20 protein-coding genes and 1 pseudogene are annotated in these 24,666 nt (G+C 60.5%); 10 read left to right on the forward strand and 11 right to left on the reverse strand.

Annotated features, from left to right (window positions below; all coding sequences use genetic code 11):
• Nucleotides 1-166: 166 nt before the first annotated feature.
• From AMM41_RS20225 to AMM41_RS20235, 3 genes are all read left to right on the forward strand, one after another.
• Nucleotides 167-2,755: a DNA internalization-related competence protein ComEC/Rec2 gene (locus AMM41_RS20225; protein ID WP_089963595.1), complete on the forward strand. Its 2,589-nt coding sequence runs from the start codon at nucleotides 167-169 to the stop codon at nucleotides 2,753-2,755.
• A 99-nt stretch (nucleotides 2,756-2,854) separates the two neighbouring features.
• Nucleotides 2,855-4,306 carry a circularly permuted type 2 ATP-grasp protein gene (locus AMM41_RS20230; protein WP_089963565.1) on the forward strand — a complete coding sequence of 484 codons (1,452 nt, stop codon included), beginning with the start codon at nucleotides 2,855-2,857 and terminating at the stop codon, nucleotides 4,304-4,306.
• A 141-nt stretch (nucleotides 4,307-4,447) separates the two neighbouring features.
• On the forward strand, nucleotides 4,448-5,425 hold the full coding sequence (locus AMM41_RS20235; RefSeq protein WP_089963567.1) for an alpha-E domain-containing protein: 978 nt from the start codon (nucleotides 4,448-4,450) through the stop codon (nucleotides 5,423-5,425).
• A 46-nt stretch (nucleotides 5,426-5,471) separates the two neighbouring features.
• Here the strand turns inward: AMM41_RS20235 and AMM41_RS20240 are convergent, their stop codons facing one another.
• From AMM41_RS20240 to AMM41_RS20260, 5 genes are all read right to left on the reverse strand, one after another.
• Complete coding sequence (locus tag AMM41_RS20240; RefSeq protein WP_089963568.1) at nucleotides 5,472-6,119, reverse strand: DUF3011 domain-containing protein; 648 nt, start codon at nucleotides 6,117-6,119, stop codon at nucleotides 5,472-5,474.
• A gap of 476 nt (nucleotides 6,120-6,595) precedes the next feature.
• Nucleotides 6,596-7,384 (reverse strand): exodeoxyribonuclease III, encoded by a 789-nt coding sequence (gene xth / locus AMM41_RS20245; protein WP_089963570.1) that lies wholly within the window; start codon nucleotides 7,382-7,384, stop codon nucleotides 6,596-6,598.
• A gap of 8 nt (nucleotides 7,385-7,392) precedes the next feature.
• On the reverse strand, nucleotides 7,393-7,968 hold the full coding sequence (locus AMM41_RS20250) for a DUF4337 domain-containing protein (RefSeq protein WP_089963572.1): 576 nt from the start codon (nucleotides 7,966-7,968) through the stop codon (nucleotides 7,393-7,395).
• An 11-nt stretch (nucleotides 7,969-7,979) separates the two neighbouring features.
• The gene (locus tag AMM41_RS20255; protein ID WP_089963573.1) at nucleotides 7,980-8,468 is read right to left on the reverse strand and encodes a dihydrofolate reductase; all 489 of its coding nucleotides are present in this window, start codon (nucleotides 8,466-8,468) and stop codon (nucleotides 7,980-7,982) included.
• Nucleotides 8,469-8,479: 11 nt separating this feature from the next.
• Nucleotides 8,480-9,319 (reverse strand): thymidylate synthase, encoded by an 840-nt coding sequence (locus AMM41_RS20260; RefSeq protein ID WP_089963575.1) that lies wholly within the window; start codon nucleotides 9,317-9,319, stop codon nucleotides 8,480-8,482.
• A 177-nt stretch (nucleotides 9,320-9,496) separates the two neighbouring features.
• Here AMM41_RS20260 and AMM41_RS20265 point away from each other — a divergent pair, with 177 nt between their 5' ends.
• The 3 genes from AMM41_RS20265 to AMM41_RS20275 are packed head-to-tail and all read left to right on the forward strand — an operon-like array spanning nucleotide 9,497 to nucleotide 15,415.
• Nucleotides 9,497-11,161, forward strand: coding sequence for a ShlB/FhaC/HecB family hemolysin secretion/activation protein (locus AMM41_RS20265; protein ID WP_089963576.1), 1,665 nt, complete (start codon nucleotides 9,497-9,499; stop codon nucleotides 11,159-11,161).
• A 58-nt stretch (nucleotides 11,162-11,219) separates the two neighbouring features.
• Nucleotides 11,220-14,684: a two-partner secretion domain-containing protein gene (locus tag AMM41_RS20270; protein WP_194944904.1), complete on the forward strand. Its 3,465-nt coding sequence runs from the start codon at nucleotides 11,220-11,222 to the stop codon at nucleotides 14,682-14,684.
• 29 nt (nucleotides 14,685-14,713) lie between these two features.
• Nucleotides 14,714-15,415 (forward strand): hypothetical protein, encoded by a 702-nt coding sequence (locus tag AMM41_RS20275; RefSeq protein WP_228769379.1) that lies wholly within the window; start codon nucleotides 14,714-14,716, stop codon nucleotides 15,413-15,415.
• A 150-nt stretch (nucleotides 15,416-15,565) separates the two neighbouring features.
• On the opposite strand, the gene AMM41_RS20280 is transcribed toward AMM41_RS20275, so the two are convergent.
• The 4 genes from AMM41_RS20280 to AMM41_RS20295 form a co-directional block, all read right to left on the reverse strand.
• Nucleotides 15,566-15,880 carry a BON domain-containing protein gene (locus AMM41_RS20280; protein ID WP_089963581.1) on the reverse strand — a complete coding sequence of 105 codons (315 nt, stop codon included), beginning with the start codon at nucleotides 15,878-15,880 and terminating at the stop codon, nucleotides 15,566-15,568.
• Between the two features lie 147 nt (nucleotides 15,881-16,027).
• Entirely contained in the window at nucleotides 16,028-16,630 is a 603-nt protein-coding gene (locus AMM41_RS20285) for a PAS domain-containing protein (RefSeq protein WP_089963583.1), read from the reverse strand.
• Nucleotides 16,631-16,654: 24 nt separating this feature from the next.
• Nucleotides 16,655-19,219 (reverse strand): chemotaxis protein CheB, encoded by a 2,565-nt coding sequence (locus tag AMM41_RS20290; RefSeq protein ID WP_089963596.1) that lies wholly within the window; start codon nucleotides 19,217-19,219, stop codon nucleotides 16,655-16,657.
• Between the two features lie 35 nt (nucleotides 19,220-19,254).
• Nucleotides 19,255-19,974 (reverse strand): Crp/Fnr family transcriptional regulator, encoded by a 720-nt coding sequence (locus tag AMM41_RS20295; protein WP_368664981.1) that lies wholly within the window; start codon nucleotides 19,972-19,974, stop codon nucleotides 19,255-19,257.
• 357 nt (nucleotides 19,975-20,331) lie between these two features.
• Between AMM41_RS20295 and AMM41_RS20300 the strand changes: the two genes are divergently transcribed.
• The 4 genes from AMM41_RS20300 to AMM41_RS20315 all read left to right on the forward strand — a co-directional run bounded on the left by AMM41_RS20300 (nucleotide 20,332) and on the right by AMM41_RS20315 (nucleotide 24,243).
• Nucleotides 20,332-20,658 carry a hypothetical protein gene (locus tag AMM41_RS20300; RefSeq protein ID WP_089963584.1) on the forward strand — a complete coding sequence of 109 codons (327 nt, stop codon included), beginning with the start codon at nucleotides 20,332-20,334 and terminating at the stop codon, nucleotides 20,656-20,658.
• Complete coding sequence (locus AMM41_RS20305) at nucleotides 20,631-21,041, forward strand: hypothetical protein (protein ID WP_194944905.1); 411 nt, start codon at nucleotides 20,631-20,633, stop codon at nucleotides 21,039-21,041. The genes AMM41_RS20300 and AMM41_RS20305 overlap by 28 nt, the downstream gene beginning before the upstream one ends.
• 109 nt (nucleotides 21,042-21,150) lie before the next feature.
• Nucleotides 21,151-22,977 carry an Ig-like domain-containing protein gene (locus AMM41_RS20310; protein ID WP_089963588.1) on the forward strand — a complete coding sequence of 609 codons (1,827 nt, stop codon included), beginning with the start codon at nucleotides 21,151-21,153 and terminating at the stop codon, nucleotides 22,975-22,977.
• Between the two features lie 54 nt (nucleotides 22,978-23,031).
• On the forward strand, nucleotides 23,032-24,243 hold the full coding sequence (locus AMM41_RS20315; protein ID WP_089963590.1) for an OmpA family protein: 1,212 nt from the start codon (nucleotides 23,032-23,034) through the stop codon (nucleotides 24,241-24,243).
• A 94-nt stretch (nucleotides 24,244-24,337) separates the two neighbouring features.
• On the opposite strand, the gene AMM41_RS22075 is transcribed toward AMM41_RS20315, so the two are convergent.
• Both AMM41_RS22075 and AMM41_RS20320 read right to left on the reverse strand, forming a co-directional pair.
• On the reverse strand, nucleotides 24,338-24,484 hold the full coding sequence (locus AMM41_RS22075; protein ID WP_108377532.1) for a lmo0937 family membrane protein: 147 nt from the start codon (nucleotides 24,482-24,484) through the stop codon (nucleotides 24,338-24,340).
• Between the two features lie 9 nt (nucleotides 24,485-24,493).
• Nucleotides 24,494-24,666, reverse strand: a pseudogene (locus AMM41_RS20320) (glycine zipper 2TM domain-containing protein); the annotation flags it as partial.

The following is a 24,666-nucleotide window of genomic DNA, read 5'->3' on the forward strand; positions in this document are numbered from 1 at the left end:
AGGCTGCCATGAAGCGTGACGGTAAGACGGAGCAGATGAGCGAGCAGGGCAGGGGGTGCCATGGGCCAGAACGGCCCAGCCATGCACCCCCTCAAAACGCCCGGCACCCAGGGCAAGCCAGCACTGAGCCCAGACGCTCAGCAGCGGCATGTGCGGAGTGGGCGTCATGACATCGATGGGCTGGGCCCGCAGTTTGGGGTGGGCCTTGGCCGCTTGGTGCATGGGGGTGGCATTGGCCTTGCAGCAAGCGGTCTTGTGGCCTTGGCAGGCTTATGCGGGGGGCTTGTGTGCCGTGATGGCTGGCGCTGTGGTGCTGCGGCGTAAGCTGGGCCATGAAAGAGCCGGGTGGGCTGTTCATCATGCGGCTTGGGCCTTGGTGTGGGCAGCGGCTGCTTTTGGCGTGACGGGCTTGCATGCTTGGACGCGGGTCAGCACCATCGATCCGATCCTCGAGGGGCAGGATCTGGATGTGGTGGGTGTGGTGCAGGCCATGCCGCAGCGCCAGGACTTGGGTTGGCGCTTTCGTTTTCGGATTGAACAAGCCTGGCAAGTGGACGGATCGGGGGCCACAGGTGCCAGCCATGCGCTGGTGGTGGATGCCCAAGTGCCGTCCCAGGTTTATCTGGGCTGGTACGGCCAAGAGGGCCTGCACGACAGTGGCTGGAACCTGTCGCCCCTGCCCGAGCCCGTCAAAGCGGGTGAGCGCTGGCGCTTTCGGGTGCGTTTGAAAGCGCCACACGGCCACCTCAACCCGCGAGGCTTTGACTACGAGCTGTGGCTGTGGGAACAAGGCATCCGCGCCACCGGTTATGTCCGAACCCGTGCCAAAGACCCCGCTCCCCGGCGCTTGGCCAGCACTTGGGCCCACCCGATCGAGGGCTGGCGTCAGGCGGTGCGCGATCGCTTGTTGACCCATCTGTCTCCCCCAGGCAGCGATGCCGAGGCCGCCAAGCGGGCAGGGGTGGTGGCTGCGCTGGTCACCGGTGATCAGGCGGCGATTGACCGCAGCGATTGGGATGTGTTTCGGGCCACGGGTGTCTCGCACCTGATGAGCATCTCGGGCTTGCATGTGACCATGTTTGCCTGGATCGCCTCTGGCTTGGTCGCGGGGTGCTGGCGCAAGTCGGCTCTGTGGGGGTTTTCAGGTCCTTTGCGCTGGCCTGCTGTGCATGTGGGGGCTGTGGTGGGTTTGGCCTTGGCGGCTTTTTACGCTTTGTTCAGTGGTTGGGGGGTGCCGGCCCAGCGCACATTGCTCATGCTGCTGGTGGTGGCGGGCCTCAACAGCTTGGCCCGGCAATGGTCGGGTGCACTGATTTGGTGGACGGCGGGGGCCGTGGTCTTGACGTTTGACCCTTGGGCTTTGTTGCAACCGGGTTTTTGGTTGAGTTTTGTGGCGGTGGGGGTGTTGATGGCTTCTGGACCCGATCAAAAAGGTCCTCCCCAGTCACCTGCACCGCAGGGCCTGAGCCCGGGCACCAAATCAGAGCATCCTGGAGTCACGCACCGTTTGAGTGCAAAAAAATTACCCATTTGGGGATTTTTTGTGCTCCAGCGTTTGGTGGCTTTGTGCCGCGAACAAGCCACGGTCACGCTGGCTTTGGCCCCACTGACCTTGCTTTTTTTTGGTCAGGTGTCGGTGGTGGGCTTGTTGGCCAATTTGCTGGCGATACCTTGGGTGACCCTGGTGGTCACGCCCTTGGCCATGCTGGGGGTCGTCTGGACCGAGGCCTGGGTCCTGGCCGCTTGGGCTTTGTTGCCCATGGCTCAGGTGTTGGCATGGTTGGCGTCGTGGCCCTTGGCCAGTGTCGCGGTGGCCCAGCCGCCATGGGGTTTGGCGCTGTTGGCTTTGCTGGGCGCAGCGGGACTCGTGCTCAAGTTGCCTTGGTCCTGGAAATTGTTGTGCTTGCCCTTGCTTTGGCCTGTGATGGGGTGGTCTCCACAACGCCCTGCCCACGGCGTGTTTGATCTTTTGGCGGCCGATGTCGGGCAAGGCAACGCGGTCTTGGTTCGCACGGCCACGCACAGTTTGTTGTATGACGCCGGGCCACGTTATTCCGCCGAGAGCGATGCGGGCCACCGGGTGCTGGTGCCTTTATTGGCCCAAATGGGTGAACAGCTCGATGCCCTGGTGCTCAGTCACCGGGACAGTGACCACACGGGGGGTGCTGCGGCCGTGCTCGCCATGCAAGCGCAGGCCAAGTTGTGGACTTCGCTGGAGGATGAACACCCCCTGCACGCGCTCAGGCCTGACTGGACACCTTGTCAAGCGGGGCAGTCTTGGGTTTGGGACGGTGTTCATTTTGAAGTGCTTCATCCCTTGGCGGCATCCCGGGTGGCCAAGGGCCCAAGCGTGTCCAAGATCCGCCCCAACGCCGTCAGCTGTGTGCTGCGCATTCAGGGTGCAGGGGGGTCTGCCTTGTTGGCCGGGGACATCGAGGCAGCCCAAGAGCTGGATTTGGTGCGCCAGGGTTTGAAGCCCGTGGACTGGTTGTTGGTGCCCCACCACGGCAGCAAGACATCGTCGAGCACCGCTTTTTTGCAAGCCCTGCAGCCCCAATGGGCCATGGTGCAAGCGGGTTATCGCAATCGATTTGGACACCCTGCACCCGAGGTGATGGTCCGTTACAAGGACTTGCAAATCCAATGGGTGGACAGTCCCCGTTGTGGTGCAGCCCGCTGGCGCAGCGACAGGCCGGAGCAACTGGTTTGCGAACGGGTCCAGTCACGCCGCTATTGGCACCACCTTCCCCCTTGATGAACAATCAAGTCTTTTTCCCCTCGACATGGAGGATCTCTGCCCGTGCCACGGGGGTGGGTATACATCTTGCTTTGAGGTCATCAGGAGTGAAGAGTCATGCGCCAATTCGATGAAATGTACAGCCGCTTGCCTGCAGCAGGCGATACCGCAGAAGTCAGAGACCATTACTTGGCCTATGCCCGATGGTTACAAGCGCAAGACCCCCAGACCATGGCTTCGCGACGCGAAGAAGCAGAGATGATTTTTCGCCGTGTGGGCATCACTTTTGCTGTTTATGGCGACAAAGACGAAGACGGATCGGGCACCGAGCGCTTGATCCCCTTTGACCTGATTCCCCGCGTCATTGCCGCCCAAGAGTGGAAAAGCATGGAAGCCGGGTTGGTGCAGCGCGTCACGGCCCTGAACCGCTTCATCCACGACGTCTACCACGACCAGGACATCTTGAGGGCCGGGGTGGTGCCGCGCGAGCAGATCGAGCGCAACGCCCAGTTCCGCCCCGAGATGGTCGGCGTGGACGTGCCGAACAACATCTATTCACACATCAGCGGCATCGACATCGTGCGTGCCCCCGACAGCGCAGGCCATGGCGAGTACTACGTGCTCGAAGACAACCTGCGCGTGCCCAGTGGCGTGAGCTACATGCTGGAAGACCGCAAGATGATGATGCGGCTGTTCCCCGAACTGTTCAGCCAGCACCGCGTGGCCCCGGTGGCGCATTACCCCGACTTGCTGCTGGAGACCCTGCGTGCCAGCAGCCCTGCCACCACGGCCGAGCCCACGGTCGTGGTGCTCACGCCCGGCATGTACAACAGCGCCTACTTTGAGCACGCCTTTTTGGCCCAGCAAATGGGTGTGGAGTTGGTCGAAGGGCAAGACCTGTTTGTCAAAGACAAGTTCGTCTACATGCGCACCACGCGCGGCCCCAAGCGGGTGGACGTGATCTACCGCCGGGTTGACGACGACTTCTTGGACCCGAATGTGTTCCGCCCTACCTCCACACTGGGCTGCGCGGGCCTGATGGACGCCTACAAAGCCGGTCATGTGGCGATCTGCAACGCGGTGGGCACGGGCGTGGCCGACGACAAGTCGATCTACCCCTATGTGCCCGACATGATCAAGTTTTATTTGGGTGAGGAGCCGATCCTCAAAAACGTGCCCACTTATCAGTGCCGCAAACCCGACGACCTGCAGTACACCCTGGCCCACCTGAAAGACCTGGTGGTCAAAGAAGTGCACGGCGCAGGCGGCTACGGCATGCTGGTCGGCCCCGCTTCCACCCAGGCAGAGATCGAGCGCTTCCGTGGCGCATTGCTGGCCAACCCCGAGGGCTACATCGCCCAGCCCACGCTCAGCTTGTCCACTTGCCCCACGTATGTCGACAGCGGCATCGCGCCGCGCCACATCGACCTGCGCCCCTTTGTGCTGAGTGGCCGCACGGTGCAGATGGTGCCTGGCGGGCTGACCCGCGTGGCGCTGAAAGAAGGCTCTTTGGTGGTCAACAGCAGCCAAGGCGGCGGCACCAAAGACACCTGGATATTGCAAGACTGAACCATGCATTCACAAGGTCTCCCCGTAGGTCGGCGGCTTTAGCCCCGACATCGTGCTTGATTAACCTTGAATGTCGGGGCTGAAGCCGCCGACCTACAAAAACCAAGTCAAGCCTGTCCAAGAATCTCCAAGGAATTCACCATGCTATCAAGAACCGCCGACCACCTTTTCTGGATGTCCCGCTACATGGAGCGGGCCGAGAACACGGCCCGCATGCTCAATGTGAGCTATGAAACCTCGCTTTTGCCCCAGTCTGCCGCTGCGGTCGAAGTTGGCTGGGAGGGCATTTTGTCCATCAGTGAGCTGTTGCCCTCGTATTTGTCACTCTACAAAACCATCACGCCGCGCGATGTCATGGCTTTCATGGTCAAAAACGAGAACAACCCCTCGTCCATCCTGTCGTGCTTGCGTGCCGCCCGTGAAAACGCCCGGGCGGTGCGCGGCACCCTGACCACCGAGGTGTGGGAGACACAAAACCAGACCTGGCTTGAAGTCAACCGCATGCTCAAAAGCGGCGAGTTCGAACGCGACCCGGGGCAGTTTTTCGAGTGGGTGAAATTTCGCTCGCACCTGTCACGCGGCGTGACGGTGGGCACCATGCTGATGGACGAATCGCTGTACTTCATGCGCATGGGCACATTTTTAGAGCGTGCCGACAACACGGCCCGGCTGGTGGACGTGAAGTTCCACGCCATGAACAACGACTTTTTTGGCGCACCACAATACGGCGCATCCGAGACCGAGAGCACGCAGGAATACGACTTTTATCACTGGAGTGCCATCTTGCGCAGCGTCAGTGGCTTTGAGGTCTACCGCAAGGTTTACCGCGACGTGATCCGGCCCGAGCGGGTCGCCGAGTTGCTGATCTTGCGCCCGGACATGCCGCGCTCGTTGCACGCCAGCCTGAACGAAGTCTTGTCCAACTTGAAGCTGGTCTCGCACGATGCTGACAGTGACACCTTGCGGCATGCGGGGCGTTTGCGTGCCGAACTGGCCTTTGGCCGCATTGACGAGATCTTGGCCACAGGTCTGCACGCCTACCTGACCCAGTTTTTGGAACGGGTGAACGTGCTGGGCGGACGCATCAGCCGTGAGTTTTTAATGCCCAGCCACGGTTGATGCAGGCCGCTGAGTCCCTTGTGTTGGCAGGGGCACAACGCCTTGCTCAGTCGAGCAAAAAGTAGTCCGACGATGGCCCCGATGCATGGATCAGGCGCAAACCGCCGCTGATGCGTTCGGCGCGAAAGGTGTCGTTTTGGATGCTCAATTGCTGACCGCTGAGCCACTGCCCTGGCACCGTCAGGCCTTGCCGGAAGACTTTGATTTGCCCATTTCTCTCGATGGTCAAGTCTTCGTTTTTTTGTGTGGACGGGTTGCGTCCTCTGAACCCACCCACCGCCCAATTGGGGGGCATGGTCGCCGAAGAGCTTGCCGCTGGTGGGGCTTTTTTGTCGTCATCGCCCATGGCCAATGCGCCTAAAAGCAAACCCCCAATGATGATGGCCGCTGCGGCTTCGCCATTGGACAAGCCGCTGTCTTGGGTGACCTCAAATTCGGCTTCGCAGCCGTTGTCCACCCACACCCCGCGTTTGTCGTAACCCCAATCACGCCCTTCGCGGCAGGATGACACCGACAGTTGCCGTTTGAGTCGCACGCTTTTGTTGCTGATGTCGCAACGCACACGTTCGAAATCGCGGCTGTCACAGGTGATGGTTTTGGTGCTGGCCGCGTAAACGGGGGCCGCTGGAACCATCAAGATGAGCGATTGCGCGAGGCAGACAGCACGGACCAGAGGGTGTTTGAGAAAGGGCATTGTCAAAATCAGAAGTTTTTCTGATTTTAAAAATTACGATTCATTTTTTGGTTTTTTAAAATAAAAAAGGGTAAATTTTTGTAATCACCCTCGTAGACCACCAAGAATCGCCCCGAGGGCGGGGCTCCTACAAAATCCAGGGGCTCCCACAAAATGCGGGGCCTCCAAAAAATGCGGGGCATTCCCTTGTAGGAGAGACGCCCTCGTCGCGATCACCCTCGCAGACCACCACCCATCGCCCCGAGGGCGGGGCTCCTACAAAATCCAGGGGCTCCCAAAAAATACTGGGCCTCCAAAAAATGCGGGGCCTTCCCTTGTAGGAGCGACGCCCTCGTCGCGATCACCCTTGCAGACCACCACCCATCGCCCCGAGGGCGGGGCTCCCACAAAATGCAGGGGCTCCCACAAAATCAAGAGACTCCCACAAAATGCGGGGCCTTCCCCTGTACAAACTTCACAGGGCCGGACCCATGGCCTTAGAGCGTGATGACCACGGGCGCGTGGTCGCTGGGGCGCTCGTTTTTGCGGGGCGCACGGTCAATCACGCAAGCCGTGGCCCGGGCTTTGAGGGCTTGGGAAATCAAAATATGGTCAATCCGCAGGCCCCGGTTGCGTCGGAACGCAAACTCGCGGTAGTCCCACCAGCTGTAGCTTTTTTCAGGCTGCTCAAACAGCCGGAAGCTGTCGGTCAGGCCCAGGTCGATCAGGGCTTGCAGCTTTTCACGTTCGGCGACGGTGCAGTGGATCGTGTCCTTCAGGCCCACCGGGTCCCACATGTCGAGTTCGTCAAAGGTGATGTTGTAGTCACCCAGCAGCACCAAGTTCGGGTGTTTTTGCATCTCGCTGGCGACCCACTCGCGCAGCGCATCCAACCAACGCATTTTGTAGACAAACTTGTCGCTGTCGGGGGCCTGGCCATTGGGAAAGTAAGCACCAATCACCCGAATTTCACCACCCAGGCCATCCGGGTAAGTGGCCGCAATCACCCGGGACATGTCGTCTTCGAAGCCCGGAATGTTCTTGACCACATCGTGGCCCGAAGTGCTGGAAATCAAGGCCACGCCGTTGTAGGTTTTTTGGCCAAACCACTGCGCTTGGTATCCGGCCTCGGCCAATGCGGCGGCGGGAAACTTGTCGTCGGTGAGTTTGAGTTCTTGCAAGGCCAGCACATCCACACCGCCCTCGGCTTTTTGTGCGGCCAGCCAATCGAGCACCTGAGGCAGGCGCACCGACAAGGAGTTCACATTCCAAGTGGCAATTTTCATGAAGCCCCTTAAATGTGCAAAGCAGCCAGGCCGCCGATGATCACGCCCACAGCACCCGCGCCGTACATCACGTATTCGAGCCACTTTTTCTTGGACAACAGGGCAATGGCGGCCATGGCAATGGCCACTTGCAAGACGGTGGTGGCCTGGGCCCAACGGTGGTGTTGGTGCATCTGCTCATCCGATTGCTGATCCCATGACTTGGATTCGGCTTCCAACTTTTCAGCGGCCACTTTGATCTCGGCTTTTTCGCCCTTGTAGCGTTTGATTTCGTCGACGTAAAAGTCTTTTCGGCTCGCAGGTGCCAACTCCAGCGCCAATTCGCTCAGGTTTTGCTTGCTACTCTTGGCTTGGTAATAGTTCCACTGGTTGGACGCCTCGGTCTTTTTGATGGCGGCGTTGTTTTTGTACAGACCTGCATTGGCCTGTGTGGCCCCACCCATGTAACCAAACAATGCACCCACTGTGGCAATGACCGCCGTGAACATGGCAATGCTGTTGGTGTGACTGCCGCCATGGCCTTGGGCGGCGTGCTCGAGTTCGTGGTCGTGCGGGCCGTGCACGTGAAAACCGTGTCCTGACATGTGAGGATTCCTTAAGGGGTGTGTTGGTAATGGACAAAACTGAAGTGCAGGCCTTGTGCCGAAACATGCGATTCACGCTGCACTTCATGCCAATCTGGGCCGAATTCGGGGGCGAAGGCATCGCCTTCGACATCGAGTTCAATTTCAGTGACCACGGCGGTATGGGCCAATGGTTCGGCCTGGCGGTAAATGTCGGCGCCACCCATGATCCAGGCATCGGGCACATCGCCACACAGACGCATGGCCTCTTCGATGGAGCCTGCCCGAAGTGCGCCATCGGCCTGCCAGTCGGTCTGGCGTGTGATGACGATGTTCAGGCGACCGGGCAGTGGGCGAAACCGGGGGGGCAGAGAGTCCCAGGTCTTGCGCCCCATGATGACCGGCTGGCCTAAAGTGACGCGCTTGAAGTGCGCCAAGTCTTCGGGCAGGTGCCAAGGCATCTGGTTGTTCTTGCCGATGACGCCATTGCGGGCGCGGGCGTAAATCAGGTGCAGCTTCATCGAATTGGGTCTCAAACCGCCACCGGGGCTTTGATGGCGGGGTGGCATTCGTAGCCCACGACCTCGAAGTCCTCAAATGCGTAATCAAAGATCGACGCAGGTTTGCGCTTGATGTGCAGTGTGGGGTAAGCCATGGGCGAGCGGCTGAGCTGCAGCTCGACTTGCTCGTGGTGATTCGCGTAAATATGGCAATCACCACCGGTCCAGATGAAGTCGCCCACGTCCATGTCGCATTGCTGGGCCACCATGTGGGTGAGCAAGGCGTAACTGGCGATGTTGAAGGGCACGCCCAAAAAGATGTCGGCGCTGCGCTGGTACAGCTGGCAGCTGAGTTTGGCTTTTTCACCGGGGTTTTGTGGTGGGGCCACATAAAACTGGAACAAGGCATGGCAAGGCATGAGGGCCATTTGGTCCAGCTCAGCCACGTTCCAGGCACTCACGATGATGCGGCGGCTGTCGGGGTTGTTTTTGAGTGTGTCCATGACCTGCTGCATCTGGTCGATGTGGCCGCCGCCCGGTGTCGGCCAGCTGCGCCATTGCACCCCATACACCGGGCCGAGCGAGCCGTCTTCACGCGCCCATTCGTCCCAGATGGTGCAACCGCGCTCTTGCAGCCATTTCACGTTGCTGTCGCCGCGCAAAAACCACAGCAGCTCCACGATGATGGCCCGCAAAAACACCTTCTTGGTGGTCACCAGCGGGAAGCCTTCATTCAGATCAAAACGCATTTGGTGGCCAAACACACTGCGCGTGCCGGTGCCGGTGCGGTCGCCTTTTTGCACGCCTGTGGTGTAGACGTGGCGCATGAAGTCTTCGTATTGGCTGCGGATGGGGTGTTCAACAAGGCTCATGGGCGTGAAGTTTAAGGCAAAGGTCCCCCGGCGAGGTCGGGCAAGTTCTTTTCATTTTCAGGGGGTCTTGTGGCCCTGAATCGGGGGGTGTGTGCCACAGCGCACTGTCCACTTTGGGTGTGGCCTTTAGCCTGATGGCATGACTTTGTTCTCTATTTTTTGACATCGAAAGTGCTTATGCAAACAAACCCCTGGAGCCCTTGCCTTTTGCTCATGGTGTCAAGTGGTTTGATGGCCCAAACCCTGCCCAGTGCAGGTGGGCTGTTGCAGCAAATGCCGCTGCTGCCCGCTGCGCCACAGCGTGCGCCCCAGCTGGACTTGCCAACACCCAAGCCTGCATCCGGTTTGCCAGCCCCTGCGGCGGTTTTTGTGGCACAACGCTTGAATGTGACCGGTGCCAGCGCCTACACCGAGGCCGAATTGGTCAAGGTTGCAGGTTTTGAGCCAGGCCAATCCCTGAGTTTGAGGGTGCTCGGTGAGATGGCCGACAAAATCACCCAGCATTATCGGCAGCGGGGCTATGGGGTGGCCCAGGCTTATTTGCCAGCCCAGGAAGTTCAAAACGGGGCGGTGACCCTTGTGGTGTTGGAAGGGCAATATGGCCAGATCACCCTGAACAACAGCAGTGACCTGGACGATCAACTGCCCCGGTCCTTGCTGGCTGACTTGAACTACGGGGATGTGATCATGGCGCAGCCGCTGGAAGAGCGCCTCTTGTTGTTGTCCGATGTGCCGGGTGTCCAGGTTCGCTCCACCTTGATGCCGGGCGCATCAAGGGGTTTGTCCGACCTGGTGGTGGAACTCAAGCCCGGCCCCTTGGTCAGTGGCAGTCTGGACGCCGACAACGCAGGCAACCGTTACACGGGCGAATACCGGGCCGGTGCCACGGTCCATTTGAACAACCCCAGCGGACGGGGTGACTTGTTGACCTTGCGCGGACTGAGCTCGGGTGAGGGTTTGAATTACCTGCGCGCCGCGTACCAAGCCCCCCTGGGCCGAGCGCGTTTGGGGCTGGCTTACAGCGACTTGTCGTACCAGTTGGGCCATGAGTTTGAGCCCCTGCAGGCCCAGGGTCACGCCCGAATCACCACCTTGTTTGCCAGCTACCCCTTGCGCCGTTCTCGGCAATCCAACATGAATGTGGGCTTGAGCTGGGACCACAAGGTGTTTCAGGACCGCTTGGAGGCCATGGCCTTGGTCACGGACAAACAGGCGCAAGTGGCCACGGTGTCCTTGTATGGCGACCAACGCGATGGGCTAGGTGCTGGCGGTCTGAACACCTATTCCTTGGCCTGGTCGACTGGCCATGTGGACATTCAGACGCCCGCAGCACGGGCGCTGGACGCCAGCACGGCCGACACCAACGGCCACTTCAACAAACTGTCATTTGCCGTATCCCGTATGCAGCAAGTGCGTCAGGGGCTGACCTTGTGGACTTCGCTCAGTGGGCAGATGGCCTCTCAAAATCTGGATGTTTCAGAAAAAATGGCCTTGGGGGGCATGTACGGGGTGCGCGCTTATCCCGAGGGCGAAGCGGCTGCCGACGAAGGTTACTTGCTGACCCTTGAAGTCAGGCAGCAATGGCTGGGCTTGGCACCGGCAAATGGGCAGGTGCATCTGGCGGCTTTTGTCGATGCGGGTGTGGTCAAGCTCAACCACAGCCCCTGGACCAGCACACCGACCCACCGCCACCTCAGCGGTGCCGGTGTGGGGGTTTATTGGACACAGACGCGTGACTTTTCAGTCAAGGCGTTTTACGCCCGCAAATTGGGCAATGCCGACGCCGTTTCTGCGCCAGACCGCTCAGGCCGTTTCTGGATTCAGGGCGTCAAATATTTCTGAATGGCCGATGCCGCCCCTTGCTTTACTGCGCCCCTTCCATTCCTTGCGAGAAAACACCATGTCCACCATACAGCCACTTCGAACCCACTCAGTTTTCCCCACCGGCTGGGTCTTTCAAGCGGTGAGCGTCACCGCCCGCCGGGCAGCCGCCGGTGGCCGCTGCAGCCGGGGGGGCCGCTCGGGCCTGGGCTGGCGAAAATTGTCTTGGGCCCTGATGTTGGCCTGGTCGGGTGTGGCGCAGGCCCTGCCCAGTGGGGGCGTGGTGAGTGGAGGGCAAGCCAGTTGGGGTGGCCTGCCGGGTCAGCTGACGGTCACCCAAACCACGCCCCAAGTGGTGCTCAATTGGCAAAGCTTTGGCATCTTGCCCGGTGAATCGGTGCGTTTTGTTCAGCCCAACCGGCACGCGCTGGCGCTTAACCGCGTGCTGGGGCCAGAGCCTTCGGTGATCCAGGGCAGTTTGACCGCCAACGGTCAGGTCTTTTTGATCAACCCTCAAGGGGTTTTGTTTGGGGCCGGGGCTTCGGTCAGTGTGGGCGGCTTGGTCGCCTCGACACTGGGCCTGAGCGATGCCGATTTTCTGGCGGGTCGTTACCGTTTTGACGGCGCAGGTCCGGGCAACATCGTCAACCAGGGGCAGCTCCAAGCTGCAGACGGCGGCTATGTGGCTTTGCTCAGCCGCAGTGTCCACAACGAAGGCGTGGTCAAGGCTCAGCTGGGTTCGGTGGCCTTGGCGGCCGGTCAAGTGGTGACCCTGTCGCTTTTGGGGGACGGCTTGCTGAATGTGGCCGTTGACCAAGGGGTCGCGCAAGCCTTGTTGTCCAATGCGGGCTTGTTGCAAGCCGATGGCGGCACCGTGCTCATGAGCACACAGGCGGCTGGTCAGTTGCTGGGCAATGCGGTCAACAACACCGGTGTGTTGCAGGCGCAAACGCTGGAAAACCAGCAAGGCCGCATTGTTTTGTTGGGCAGTCCCGACAGTGGCACGGTGAACTTGGGCGGGCAGTTGGATGTGCGCGGTGGCGCAGGCCAGCAGGGGGGCAGCGTGACCGCCCTGGGGCAGCATGTGGGTCTGTTCTCGGCGCAAATTGATGCGTCAGGCGGGCTGGGCGGGGGCGCGGTTTTGGTGGGGGGTGGTTTTCAGGGCAAAAACCCGGATCTGCCCGCCGCCTCGGCCGTGTACATGAGCCCGGACTCGCTCATCCGTGCCAATGCGACGGCGCGAGGGCCAGGCGGACAGGTGGTGCTGTGGGCCACCGATTCGGTGCGTGCAGGTGGGCAGATCTTGGCGCGTGGCGGTCCCCAAGGGGGGGCGGGTGGCATGGTTGAAACGTCGGCGCACGGGCTGAATGTGCAAGGCTTGAGGGTTGACACGCAGGCGCCGCAAGGCCCAACAGGCACTTGGTTGCTGGACCCCGCCGATGTGACCATTTCTTCGTCGGCCACGACCGGTGCCAGCCTGGTGGGCAATGTGTTTATGCCCGATTCGGGCACAGGTGCGGCACAAATCAATGTGGCCGATTTGGTCACCGCTTTGGGCGGCACCAACGTCACCGTGACCACCACCAATGCGGGCGTGAGTGGCGGGGGTTTGGGCGATATTCAGGTGAATGCGGCCATTGTCTGGACGGCCCCCACCACCCTGAGCCTGAACGCCGCACGCGATGTGCGGGTGAACCAAGCCATCACCGCCACCGACGGCAGCTTGGCCGTGACAGCCGGTCGCAACGTCCAGGTGGATGCGGCCGTGACCACGACCACGGGCCAGCTCAGCTTCACCGCCGTGCAGGATGTGGCCCTGAACGCGGCCACCACCATCACGACAGGCCAATTGACGGCTGTGGCTGGCCGAGACGTCATGGTGGCTGCGCCCGCCACCGTGACCACCGGCAACATGGTGTTTCGCGCCGACAACGATGGCACGGGCCCCGGGGTGGCTGCGGGCACCGTCAACATCAGCTGCAGCCTCAATTGCCTGACGCTGACCACGGGCCAACTCGATGTGCGTTTCAACCCCGTCAGCTACGCCAGCACCAGCGCTGAAATTCTGGCCTATGCCAACAAGCTCACCGGTGGCGGCACCCTCAACGCCAAGGCCTGGGTGTTTGGCAAAGGAGACAACAAAATCTACGACGGCACCCCCAGCGCCACAGTCAGTGGCCTGTTGCCCGATGTGACCAGCGTTGCGCCCCCGGTGGCTTTGGGGTCGGTCAGCGCCGCGCAATTTGACACCCGCCACGTTGGCACGGCCAAGCCCATCGTCTTTGAGACCACCTTTTTGGAGGCGGCCTACGATTTGTTTGCGCCCTTTGGAACACCTGCGGGCACTTACCAGGCCCGTGCCGATGTGCTGGTCCGCCCCTTGACCGTCTCAGCCGTGACCGATGTGCGGGCCTATAACGGCAGCACCCAGTCGGTGGGGGTGCCCACGGTGACAGGCTTGCAAACCACAGACACTTTGAATGGCGTGTTGAGTCAGGAATTTGCCAGCCAAGACGTGCTGGGCACCGGCAACAGCACCTTGGTGACCAGCGGGAGCTACACCGTGACCGATGGCCATGGGGGCCAGAACTATGCCGTCTCGGTGCTCACGGCCCCGGGCACCATCACCCCGGCCGCGCTGACGATCACGGCGCAGGATCTGAGCAAGGTGTATGGGCAGACCCCCGCCTTGACGGGTTTCAGCACCAGTGCTTTGGTCAACGGCGAGACCGTGGGCAGTGTGACCTTGAGCAGCCCCGGCCAGTCGGCCACGGCAGCGGTGGCCGGCAGCCCTTATGCCATCACCGCCAGCGACGCCACAGGCGGCACTTTCACGCCGGGCAACTACAGCATCAGTTATGTCAATGGTGCACTGAGCATCACCCCAGCCGCGCTGACGATCACGGCGCAGGACCTGAGCAAGGTGTATGGGCAAACACCGGCTTTGACCGGTTTTGTGACCAGCGCCTTGGTCAACGGCGAGACCGTGGGCACTGTGGCCCTGAGCAGCCCAGGCCAGTTGGCCACGGCATCGGTGGCCGGCAGCCCTTATGCCATCACCGCCAGCGACGCCACAGGCGGCACCTTCACGCCGGGCAACTACAGCATCAGTTATGTCAATGGTGCACTGAGCATCACCCCGGCCGTGGTGCCTCCACTCGTGGTGGTGCCACCCGATGTGGTGATTCCCCCAGACGTAGTGGTGCCGCCGGTGGTGGTGGTGCCACCTGAGGTGGTCGTGCCCCCCGAGGTCGCGATCCCCCCGCAAGTCACTGTGCCCAACGAGGCGTCGATTCCCCCGGTTGCGCCGTCAGATGACTTTCCAGTTGTGTTGGGCCTGATCCCGCCCACGGCCACCGTGCCAGGCCCTGTGGTGGTGCCGGAGGCTCAGGCGCTCACGCCCGTGCCTGTGCGGCCCGCCCAGGCCACGCCAAGCCGAGCTGCCACCACACCCCCTTCAAGTCCACAAACCACCCCAGCGCTCAAGCCTTTGACGCGGCCCCTTGCAACGCCTGTTCTGCCACGCAAGCAAGACCGCAATTGAGCCCCTGAGGTCCTGCGCCCTTGAGTTCCGTGACTGCTTCACTCCACCGCCCACAACGCTGGACTTGGCGTCGTCCGGGAGTGGCCGCTGCGCTGGTTTTGGGCACACCCATCTGGGCCAGCGCCGTGATGCTGGTGTCTTTGCACACGCCAGTTCTGGCGCAGGTCCAGTCCATTGACTTTGGCCAAGAACGGCCTTCTGCCGAAGTTCGGGCCGTGGCCCATGGGGTGATGCAGTCGGGTGACCACCAGGCATTGCCTTTTGTGCTGGTCGATAAACACCACGCCAGGGTGTTTGTGTTTGACCGCCATGGTCATTTGCAAGGGGCCTCACCCGCCTTGTTGGGGCTGGCCCGTGGCGACGAGGGGGTGGCCGGTATTGGCGACCGACCCCTGTCGAGCATTCAGCCCTGGGAGCGCACCACCCCAGCCGGCCGATTTGTGGCGACCATGGGGCGCAATGTGGCCGATCAAGCCATTTTGTGGGTGGACTACGAGCAGGGCATCTCCTTGCACCCGGTTCGCCGTCATCCAGCGAAAGAGCGCCGCCTGCAACGCCTGGCCAGTCCTGAGCCGGACGATAACCGCATCTCTTATGGTTGCATCAATGTGCCGGTGGCCTTTTGGCAAAAGGTGGTGGTGCCCACGTTTGCGCAGCACATCGGCGTGGTTTATGTGTTGCCCGACACCTTGCCGCTGCGTGCGGTGTTTGAGATGCCCCTTGCACCATGAAAAATGCACGCAAACGCGTGCATTTTTCAAGTGCCCAGATCGTGTCCGCCACGAACTGTGGCCGCGCCCGCGAGGCCTTGGGGGTTCAGGCCTTGGGCGCTGGGTTCATGCTGGCCAAGTTCGGTGCTGGGTCAGCTGGATGCGCGGGGCTCAGGGCCGAACCGCGATCTCGTTTTTCACCGAGGTCACGCCTCTGACCCCGCGTGCAATGGTCTCGGCCTTGTTGCGTTCCAAGGCGCTTTTGGCAAAGCCAGACAGCATGACTGTGCCGTTCAGTGTTTCGACACTGATGGCGGTGCCTGCCACATCCTTGTCCTCAAAAAAGCGCGACTTGACCAAGGTGGTGATGCCTGTGTCGTCCACGTAAGCCCCCATGGACTCTTGTCCGCGCGAGACCGCGCAGCCAGAAGCAGCCAGCAACACCAAAGAAGCGGCCAATGCGGCCCAGGTCGTTTTTTGAATCATATGAAGTCCTATCGTGCAGTCAGTCAGAACGACCAAGCCAAGGCCTGGCCCCATGCGTGAACAGGAGCTGAATTAGCCTTCTGTTCAAGCCTCTTCATCGTAGAAAGCAATGGCTGTGTGGTCGGTGCGCTGCACCACCAAGGGGCTTCATTCGATGGGCGGTACATCGACCCAAGTGATCAGCACCCCAGGGGCCAAGGGGTTGGGGCAGGCCGCAGCGCACACGGTTTGTGGGGCTCGGCCACGCACGGTCAAAGTCAATTGCAGGCTTTGGTGGGTGTGGGTCTGCTGAACTTGGGACAGCCAGGCTTGAAGGCGGGGGGTGTCCTGGATGGGCAGCCATGAGGCCAAAGGCGTGCCTTGCAAGGTGGGCAGCGTTTGCTGCAAACAGGCCAAGGCCTGGGCATTGCAGGCCAGCACAGCACCTGCAGCGTCGAGCGTGATGTGGGCACTGGGCCAGGCGTCGTGCAACAGTTGCTGGCGCTGGCAGGTTGACTCCAGCTCGGCGCGTGAAGCCAACAGTTCTTCGTTTTGCAGGTCCAACTCCACTTGGTGCACCTGCAACTCGTGCAGCAAAGCCAGAGCGTCGTGCGCCGTGTCTGGCGAGGAGGCCAAGTCAAACAAGACCTTGAGGGCCGAGCTGGCATCGCGGCCCACCAGGGCGTCATGGGCGTTGCTTGAAAGCTGGGTGCGGGCTCGTTCACGCAAGCTGGGTGGGGTCGGCGTGCTGGACATTGATGGCTGGTTCATGGGGTGTTCCGGTTGGATTGAGGTTCAATTGGCTTCGCGCAAACGAAACTCCAAGGCCTTGGCCGTGCTGATGTCCACAAAAGTCAGCACCGCACCATTGACGGTGTTGGCCAGCGTCTTGTAGGGCATGATGCGCACCGAAAACCAACGACCGTCTGCCGCGCTGACCGCTTGGGTGTGGGCGGTCAGGGATTGCAAGGTGGCTTGCACATCGTGCAGCAAACCTGGGTAGTTCAATGTGTTGGCCAAATCACTCAAAGGTCTACCCACATCGGACTCACGCAGGTGAAAGATGGGCACCGCTTGTTCGGTGTAGCGGCGCACATTCAGCCCGTTGTCCAGAAACAGCGTGGCGATGTCGGTGCTGTTGAGCAGGTTTTGCATGTCGCTTTGCGCCAGCGCCAAATCGTCCAGTCGTGTTTGCAGTTCACTGTTGATGGTTTGCAACTCCTCGTTCATGGACTGACCCTCTTCTTTGGCCGTGGTCAGTTCCTCGTTGGCCGCCTGGAGTTCTTCGTTGCTGGCTTTGAGCGATTCGTTGAGCGCATGCATCTGGTTTTTGGAGCTGCTCATTTCCTGGCGCAAGGTCTGCATTTCATCGCGGGCCATTTGCAGTTCGGCCTGTTGCACGGGGTCTTTGTTCCCTGTGGCCTTGTCGGGCAGGGCCAGGGCAGCCAGACGGGGCATCTCTTGGAATATCAGCATGGCGGTGCCTTCCAGACCCTTGGGCTCTTGCAAGGGGTGCACCGTGATTTGCAGTTGCCGATCTGCCACCGCTTGCAGGGGCAGGGCATTGAGGACCACGGTTTGCTGGTCCTGCAAAGCCTGGCGCAAGGCCACGGCCACTTGAGCTCGCCAGGCTGGGCGCAGCATGACATGCACATTCCAATTGGCTTTGCCCGCAGCGGGCTCCAGGTAAGCACCTGTATGGCCGCTGATGTAGAGAATGTCGCCCGAGGCGTTGACCAAGACAGCCGCCGGTGAGAAGGTTTGCAGCAACACATGATCGGCCAGCGATTGCAGGTTGTGCGGGGGAGTGGTGGGGGCTGAGGACACGGTCAGTTCCTTGTGGGTGGGTCGCGCGTCGAGGCGGCGTTGAACCGGGAACACCAGCGAGTCGGTGGGCGCACTTTGCGCCATGCGGCCATAAATGCGCGAGCCCGGGATCAGTGATGTGAACAAATGTTGCGATCGCCCGACTGTTTCTGCGCTGCCCAGCACCAAGACGCCTGCATTGCGCAAGCTGAAATGAAACAGGGGCATCAAACGCCGTTGCAGCAAGGCGCTGAAATAAATCAGCACATTGCGGCACATCAACAAGTCCAGTTGCGTGAAAGGCGGGTCAACAATCACATCGTGTTGGGCAAACATGACCATGGACCGGATGTCGGGATGAACCGTGTAACCACCGTCTTTGGGGATGAAAAACCGCTCACGCCGTTCTGGGCTGACAGAGGCCAAAGCCGCTGCGCTGTACCAGCCTTTGCGGGCCAAGGCGATGGCCGCAGGATTGAGGTCGGTGGCGTAAATTTGCACGGCCCTGCGTGGGCCTGAAGCCAGGTCTTGCGATTCGCGCAAGGCCATGGCCAGGCTGTAGGCTTCTTCGCCGGTGGAGCAACCCAAGACCCAAGCCCTCACACTGGGCTGCTGTGCTGCGTCAAGCCATTTGGGGAAAACATGGCTTGCCAGATCTTGCCAAATTGGCGGGTCCCTGAAGAACGAGGTGACCCCGATCAGCATTTCCGAAAACAGCAACTTCAACTCTTGCGGGTTGTCCTCAAGATGTTGCACATAGTCGGCCATGCGGCTCAATTGGTGCACATGCATGCGCCGCTCCACCCGGCGTTGCAAAGTGCTGGGCTTATACAGAGAAAAGTCGTGGTGCAGTTGCTGGTTCAGCATGTCCACAATGGCCCGCAATCCATCGACTGGCCTTGAGCTTGTCGTGTCAGTGTCTGAGTCGGCGCTGGGGGCAGGGGGTGTTGACGTGGTGCCCATGGACGCGGCTTTTTGCAGCAGGCACAGGGGCAGGTCTTCGGGCGAGGCCACCGCATCGATGCCTCCGGCATCGATGGCACTTTGTGGCATGGAGGCAAACGCGGCGGTCTCGGGTTGCTGCACCAAGCACAAGCCGCCCGCTGCATGAATGGCTTGCATGCCCTGCACCCCATCGTTGCCCATGCCCGACAAAATCACCCCCACAGCCCGATCTTGTTGGTCCAGCGCCAAAGACTTCAAAAAGTCATCGATGGGCCAGTGCAGGCCCTGCGCTTTGGGGGCCACCTGAAAATGCAGGCAACCGCGCTCTACGGTGAGTTCGCCGCCGGTGGGCATCACATGCACAGTGTCGGGTTTCAACACAAGGCCGTTGTGGGCGTCTTGCACGGGCAAACGGGTCACGGTCTGCAACAAAGAGGCCAACAAGGTTTTGTACTGCGCACTGGTGTGCTGCACCACCACAAAGGCCAGGCCTGTGTCCAAGGGCACATGGGCGAAGAATTTTTCCAGAGCGTCAAGCCCTCCGGCTGACGCACCGATGCCCACAATGCGCGGACCCTCAAGGGGTGAGGCCCCGGAATCGTCAGTCAACAGCGGCAATCGTGGCGGTCATGTGGGGGGCTTTGTCATTGGGCCATCAGCTTGGGCAACAAGCGATCGTATTCGGTCTTGATCACTTTGTAGCATTCACAAGTGCTTTGCTCCAGACCCGTGCGATCGAGCAGCTGAATGTGCCCTCGAGAGTAACGGATCAATCCTTGTCGCTCCAGGCGCTTGGCCGCTTCGCTCACCCCGACACGCCGAACGCCCAACAAGGTGGCGACTTTGTCATGGGTCAGCAGCAGTTCTTTGTCTGCGGAGCGGTCCAGGCACAAGAGCAAAAATCGGCTGAAGGCGTTTTCGACGGTGTGATGGCGGTTGCACACCGAGGTTTGTGCCATTTGCGTGATGAGCGCTTGTGTGTAGCGCAGCAGCACATGCAGCAAGGGCGTGGAGTGTTCAAACTCTTGCAGCAAATCCACCGCACGCATGCGCAAAAAGGTGCCCGCCAACAACACCGTGGCATGGCTGGTGGTGGATTGACCCCCCATGAAGCTCGACACCCCCACAAAGCCTTCGTGGCCCACCAAAGACAGCACGGACGAGTCACCGTTTTCTACCAAACCATGCAAGGCCACGATGCCCAGCAAGGGAAAGTACACATGCTGAAAACGGCTGCCTGCCTCGTGCAAAGATTGCCCAGAGGGCAGATTGACCAAGCTCAGCAGGGGCCTTAGGCGCTGCCAATCGGCCTCGGGCAAGCAGGACAAAATTGTGTTGGCCGGACGCGTCAGGGTGTCCATCATGCTGGCACTCGGGGCGAACTCGCCTGAAGGCATGACCGTGTGATGGACGGATTTGCAAATCGTCTCATGAAGCCTTTTGTAAAAAACCGATTCGGCCCTTGCTTTGGAGTCAAGCAGTGCAGGGTCTTGAAATCATCTTGCACCAGCAGCCAGGGCACTGATTGACTTGCATCAATCAACAGCTTGTTTCAATTGTGGTTATTGACCCCGCCGGGCACGACGACGGGGTGCCGGGACACACAGCTTGGAGGGCCAACCCAAGAATGCGTGGGTGCGTGCGCCACACCACAGACCCCAGCGCAATGGGCTTTTAAAGTGAACACGTCTCCTTGGTTTTCATTCACTTCAAAGGCTTGTATGTCAGATTCCAAAACGGCTCAGGAAAAAATTTCGTCCATGGGTGCCAATGTGTCCAGCCACGTCAACGACGCGATCAAAGAAGCGCGTCCGGTGATGGAGCGTGTGAGCCACCGCATCAAAGATGAGCTCAACCACATGGGCGATGTCGGCATGGATGCCGCTGCCGATGTGAAGCACAAAATTGAAAACGAAGCCCACCACGTTCGCGTGACGGCCGCGCATTTCGTCCAGCACCAACCCCTCAATGCCATCTTGATCGCGGCAGGCACAGGTGCTCTGGCGGCCATGGCTGCTTCTTGGTTGTTGCGCTCGCGTCAACCCTGATGCTCAAGCTGCTGTTCAAGTTGTTGGCCTTGTCCCCAGATTTGTACAAAGGGCATGCCAAGGCGTATGCCGATTTTGCAAGCTGGGCATGGGCTCAACATTTGCGCAGATTGAGATGCCGCTGGGCCTTGTATGTGCTCAGCGCAGCCAGCCTCATGCTGGGCCTGACTTTTTCAGGCCTGGCGATCTTGCTCTGGAGCGCCTTGCCCGTTGTGGATGGCCGCTACATCGGGGTCATGTGGGGGCTGCCGTCGCTCTTTTTGGGCTTGGGTGTGGCCTTTGGGGTATGGGCCAGAAGTTTCCAGACACAGGCTTTTTGGGACGTTCTCAAAGAGCAGATTCAGCTGGACATCCTGATGCTTGAACAAGCCAAAACGCCTTGAAGGCCGAATCGCTTGGGCCATTTGACCTTGCGCAGGGCGCACCTCAAGTACCGGCGAACTGTCCCTTTTGAAGTTCAACGAATTGACGCTCATTTCAAGGAATTCCCTCATGAGTCACTCCCTCTTGCGTTCTGGCCATCTCGCTGGCGTGTTGGCCTTGGTGTCTGCGGTCACTTTGACCGCTTGTGGCGGCGGCAAAGATCCGATTTTGGGCCTGGGCACCGGACCTGCTCTGGTTCCCAGTGTCAGTGCAACAGCACCCTTGGCCCGTCAACCGGCGGTCACTGGCGTGGCGACCAACACGCAGTTGGCCGCCACCTTCAACAAGCCCATGGACCCCGCGACACTGAATACAGGCACTGTTTTGTTGGCCTGCCCCTCGGCTTCGCCGGTTGCCGGCACGGTGACCTATGAGCCAAACAGCCGTGTGGTGAGCTTTGTGCCGCTTGGCTTGTTGCCCGCCAGCACCTTGTGTGTGGCCACCGTGACCACGGGGGCCCAGGATGCATTGGGGGTGCCCCTGGCCAGTGATTTTGTGTGGTCGTTTGAAACCGCTGCTTCGGCCGACACCCAAGCCCCCTTGGTGACGGGTTTTGTTCCGGCCTTGAACGCTGTGGCGGCCACCAATGCGCAGATCACGGTGAGCTTCAATGAAGACATGGCGCCCTTGTCGCTCAACACCGCCAGCCTGATGCTCAACGCCAGCGTGGGCAATGTCCCCATCAGTGGCACGGTGAGTTATGCCGTCGGGGCTCGCACGGCCACATTCACACCGACCAACCCGGCGCTGCTGCCTGCCAACACCGATTTCACAGCCACGGTCAGCACGCTGGCCACGGATTTGGCCGGCAATCCCTTGGCGGCCAACACGGTCTGGACATTTTCCACCGCCAATGCGCTCGACAGCACGCCACCCTTGGTCAGCTTGACTTTGCCCGCACCAGGCAATTTGGGCATTTGCATCAACCCCACCCTGACCGCCCAATTCAGCGAGGCCATGGACCCCTTGAGCCTGACCACGTCCACCCTGACTTTGGCCCCAACAAGTGCGCCGGGTGCCGCAGTGGGTCTGGTGCTCAGTTACGACCCCCTGACGAACACCGTCTCCATGAACCCCGGCTCCATGCTGAGTGCCCAGACCGCTTACACCGCCACGGTCCGCTCGGGCACTTTGGGCGTGAAAGACTTGGCCAACAACGCACTGGCCAGCGACAAGGTCTGGTCGTTCACCACGGGCAACGCCACTTGCCAGGTGCCCGTCGTTTTGGGCGCATCGTCTGGTTTTGCCATTCTGGCCTCCGCATCTGTGACCAACATTCCCACATCCACCATCGTGGGCCATGTGGGCTTGACGCCGGACACCGGGGCCAACATCACCGGCTTCAGCTCGCCGCTCACTTGCCCTGAAGTGGTGGGGCAAATTTATGCGGTGGACAGCACCGGTCCGGCCTGTGCCTTGCCCGATGGGGTGCTGTTGAGCCAAGCCAAAACCGACGCCTTGGCCGCTTTTGCCAATGCCAACCATGCCGTGCGCGGTACCCCTGTGTCGGTGACCACCAACTTGGCAGGCCTGACCTTGTACCCGGGTCTGTACGAGTCCCTGACCTCGCTGGATTTGTCTGCCGGTGGTGCCTTGACCTTGGACGCCCAAGGCGATCCGAACGCCGTGTTTTTGTTGCGCAGCGCCACCTCGATCACCACCTTGTCGACCAGCCAAATCGTGCTGAGCGGCGGTGCCAAAGCCAGCCAAGTGTTCTGGACGGCGGGCAGCGCCATCACCCTGGGCGTCAATTCGGTCATGAAAGGCACTTTGCTGGCAGGCACGGCCGTGACCTTGCAAACCGGTGCCACTTTGGAGGGCCGAGCCCTGAACCAAGGCCCGGCAGCGGCGGCCATCACCTGTGACGCCTGCACCATCACCTTGCCCACACCGTGAGCAAGCCTTCCCCTTTCGGTAGAGGCATTTCGCCTGTTTTTTGGAGAAAAAGAAATGAAACGATTGACTTTCAAACAAGGTCCGGTGCTGGCGGCTTTGGTGGTCTTGACCACCCCGATGCTGCATGCTCAGGACGCCCCCGTGAACACGGGCATGTACATGGGCATCAGTGCGGGCGAGTCTCGCGCCAACATCGACAACGCCCGCATCACACAAAGCCTGCTGGGCGCTGGTTTCACCACGGACAGCTTGACCGAGGACCGACGGGGCATGGGCTACAAAGCCTTCATTGGCATGCCGATCAACCCGACCTGGGCGGTCGAGGCAGGCTACTTTGATTTGGGCCATTTTGACTTTGTGGCCAACACCGTTCCGTCTGGCAGTTTGACGGGCCGCGCCCGCATCAAGGGCCTGAATCTGGACGTGGTGGCCACTTTGCCCATCACCGAGCGTTGGTCCTTGCTGGGGCGTGTGGGGGCTGCTTATGCGCAAACCCAAGACACCTTCAGTGGCACCGGTGCGGTCACCGTGCTGGACCCTTCGCCCCGCAAACGCGAGACAAATTACAAATACGGCGTTGGCACCCAGTACGCTTTCACACCCGCTTTGACCCTGCGCCTGGAGGCCGAGCGCTACCGAGTCAACGACGCTGTGGGCAACCGGGGTGATGTGGACATGGTGTCGGTGGGCCTGGTTTACCGTTTCGGCGGTTCACAGCCCTCGGTCAAAACGGTCTACACCCCTTATGTAGCCCCAACGCCCGCCCCGATGGTGGCGCAAGCACCTGCACCCCAGCCGCCCGCAGCCCAGCCGGTCATCGTCGTGGTGCCCGCACCTGTTGCGGCCCCCGTGGCGGCCCCGGCACCCAAACCTTGGGTCAAGGTGAAACTGCAAGCGGATTCTTTGTTTGGTTTTGACCAAGACCGTCTGCAAACCGATGGCAAGCAAGCTTTGGACAAACTGCTGCTCGAACTCAAAGAGGTGAACGTCGAGGCGATCCAGGTGATTGGCCATACCGACCGTTTGGGCACGCCCGCTTACAACGACAAACTCTCGATGCGACGGGCCGAAGCGGTGCAGAATTACCTGATCCAAGTCGGTGGTGTACCGGCCAACAAGGTCAGTGCCAAAGGCGTGGGCTCGAGCCAGCCCGACACCTCGCCAGACGAGTGCAAAGGTCAAAAGGCAGGCCAAGCCCTGATCACTTGTTTGCGCGTGGATCGCCGTGTGGAAGTTGAAGTCACGGGTGCCAAGCAAGTACGCTGAAGCAGCCCATTCAAAAGCCTGCACCTTGGGTTCAAGGTGCAGGCTTTGGTGTTGTTGGAGGGTGCCCTGTGCAGACAGGGCCCCTGAGCGCCTGCTAAAGTCGTCTGCCTTGAATCAAGCGCACCAACAGGGTCACCACGGCGATGACCAACAAAATGTGGATGAAGCCACCCAGCGTGTAGGAAGACACCAGCCCAACCACCCACAGCAAGAGCAAAACGATCGCAATGGTTTCAAGCATGGTGTGGGCCTAGTTTGTGTTCTTGTTGATTTCGTGGCCAACCACACCCCCCACGGCCGCACCACCCAAGGTGCCTGCCGCGCTGCCGCCCGTCAAAATGGAGCCGCCAACGGCCCCCACACCTGCGCCAATGGCGGTTCTTTTTTTTTTNCTCCGTCATGCCCGCGCATGCGCTGAGGGCC

Source organism: Limnohabitans sp. 2KL-3 (assembly GCF_001269405.1).
Taxonomy (GTDB): Bacteria; Pseudomonadota; Gammaproteobacteria; order Burkholderiales; family Burkholderiaceae_C; genus Limnohabitans_A.

What these genes read in the sequence shown, in the direction of transcription:
- AMM41_RS20225 (WP_089963595.1), top strand. Translation starts at nt 167, where the DNA reads ATGACATCGATGGGCTGGGCCCGCAGTTTGGGGTGGGCCTTGGCCGCT.
- AMM41_RS20310 (WP_089963588.1), top strand. Translation starts at nt 21,151, where the DNA reads ATGAGTCACTCCCTCTTGCGTTCTGGCCATCTCGCTGGCGTGTTGGCC.
- AMM41_RS20265 (WP_089963576.1), top strand. Translation starts at nt 9,497, where the DNA reads ATGCAAACAAACCCCTGGAGCCCTTGCCTTTTGCTCATGGTGTCAAGT.
- AMM41_RS20250 (WP_089963572.1), bottom strand. Translation starts at nt 7,968, where the DNA reads ATGTCAGGACACGGTTTTCACGTGCACGGCCCGCACGACCACGAACTC.
- AMM41_RS22075 (WP_108377532.1), bottom strand. Translation starts at nt 24,484, where the DNA reads ATGCTTGAAACCATTGCGATCGTTTTGCTCTTGCTGTGGGTGGTTGGG.
- AMM41_RS20235 (WP_089963567.1), top strand. Translation starts at nt 4,448, where the DNA reads ATGCTATCAAGAACCGCCGACCACCTTTTCTGGATGTCCCGCTACATG.
- AMM41_RS20255 (WP_089963573.1), bottom strand. Translation starts at nt 8,468, where the DNA reads ATGAAGCTGCACCTGATTTACGCCCGCGCCCGCAATGGCGTCATCGGC.
- AMM41_RS20240 (WP_089963568.1), bottom strand. Translation starts at nt 6,119, where the DNA reads ATGCCCTTTCTCAAACACCCTCTGGTCCGTGCTGTCTGCCTCGCGCAA.
- AMM41_RS20260 (WP_089963575.1), bottom strand. Translation starts at nt 9,319, where the DNA reads ATGAGCCTTGTTGAACACCCCATCCGCAGCCAATACGAAGACTTCATG.
- AMM41_RS20300 (WP_089963584.1), top strand. Translation starts at nt 20,332, where the DNA reads ATGTCAGATTCCAAAACGGCTCAGGAAAAAATTTCGTCCATGGGTGCC.
- AMM41_RS20230 (WP_089963565.1), top strand. Translation starts at nt 2,855, where the DNA reads ATGCGCCAATTCGATGAAATGTACAGCCGCTTGCCTGCAGCAGGCGAT.
- AMM41_RS20285 (WP_089963583.1), bottom strand. Translation starts at nt 16,630, where the DNA reads ATGAACCAGCCATCAATGTCCAGCACGCCGACCCCACCCAGCTTGCGT.
- AMM41_RS20280 (WP_089963581.1), bottom strand. Translation starts at nt 15,880, where the DNA reads ATGATTCAAAAAACGACCTGGGCCGCATTGGCCGCTTCTTTGGTGTTG.
- AMM41_RS20315 (WP_089963590.1), top strand. Translation starts at nt 23,032, where the DNA reads ATGAAACGATTGACTTTCAAACAAGGTCCGGTGCTGGCGGCTTTGGTG.
- xth (WP_089963570.1), bottom strand. Translation starts at nt 7,384, where the DNA reads ATGAAAATTGCCACTTGGAATGTGAACTCCTTGTCGGTGCGCCTGCCT.
- AMM41_RS20295 (WP_368664981.1), bottom strand. Translation starts at nt 19,974, where the DNA reads ATGATGGACACCCTGACGCGTCCGGCCAACACAATTTTGTCCTGCTTG.
- AMM41_RS20270 (WP_194944904.1), top strand. Translation starts at nt 11,220, where the DNA reads ATGTCCACCATACAGCCACTTCGAACCCACTCAGTTTTCCCCACCGGC.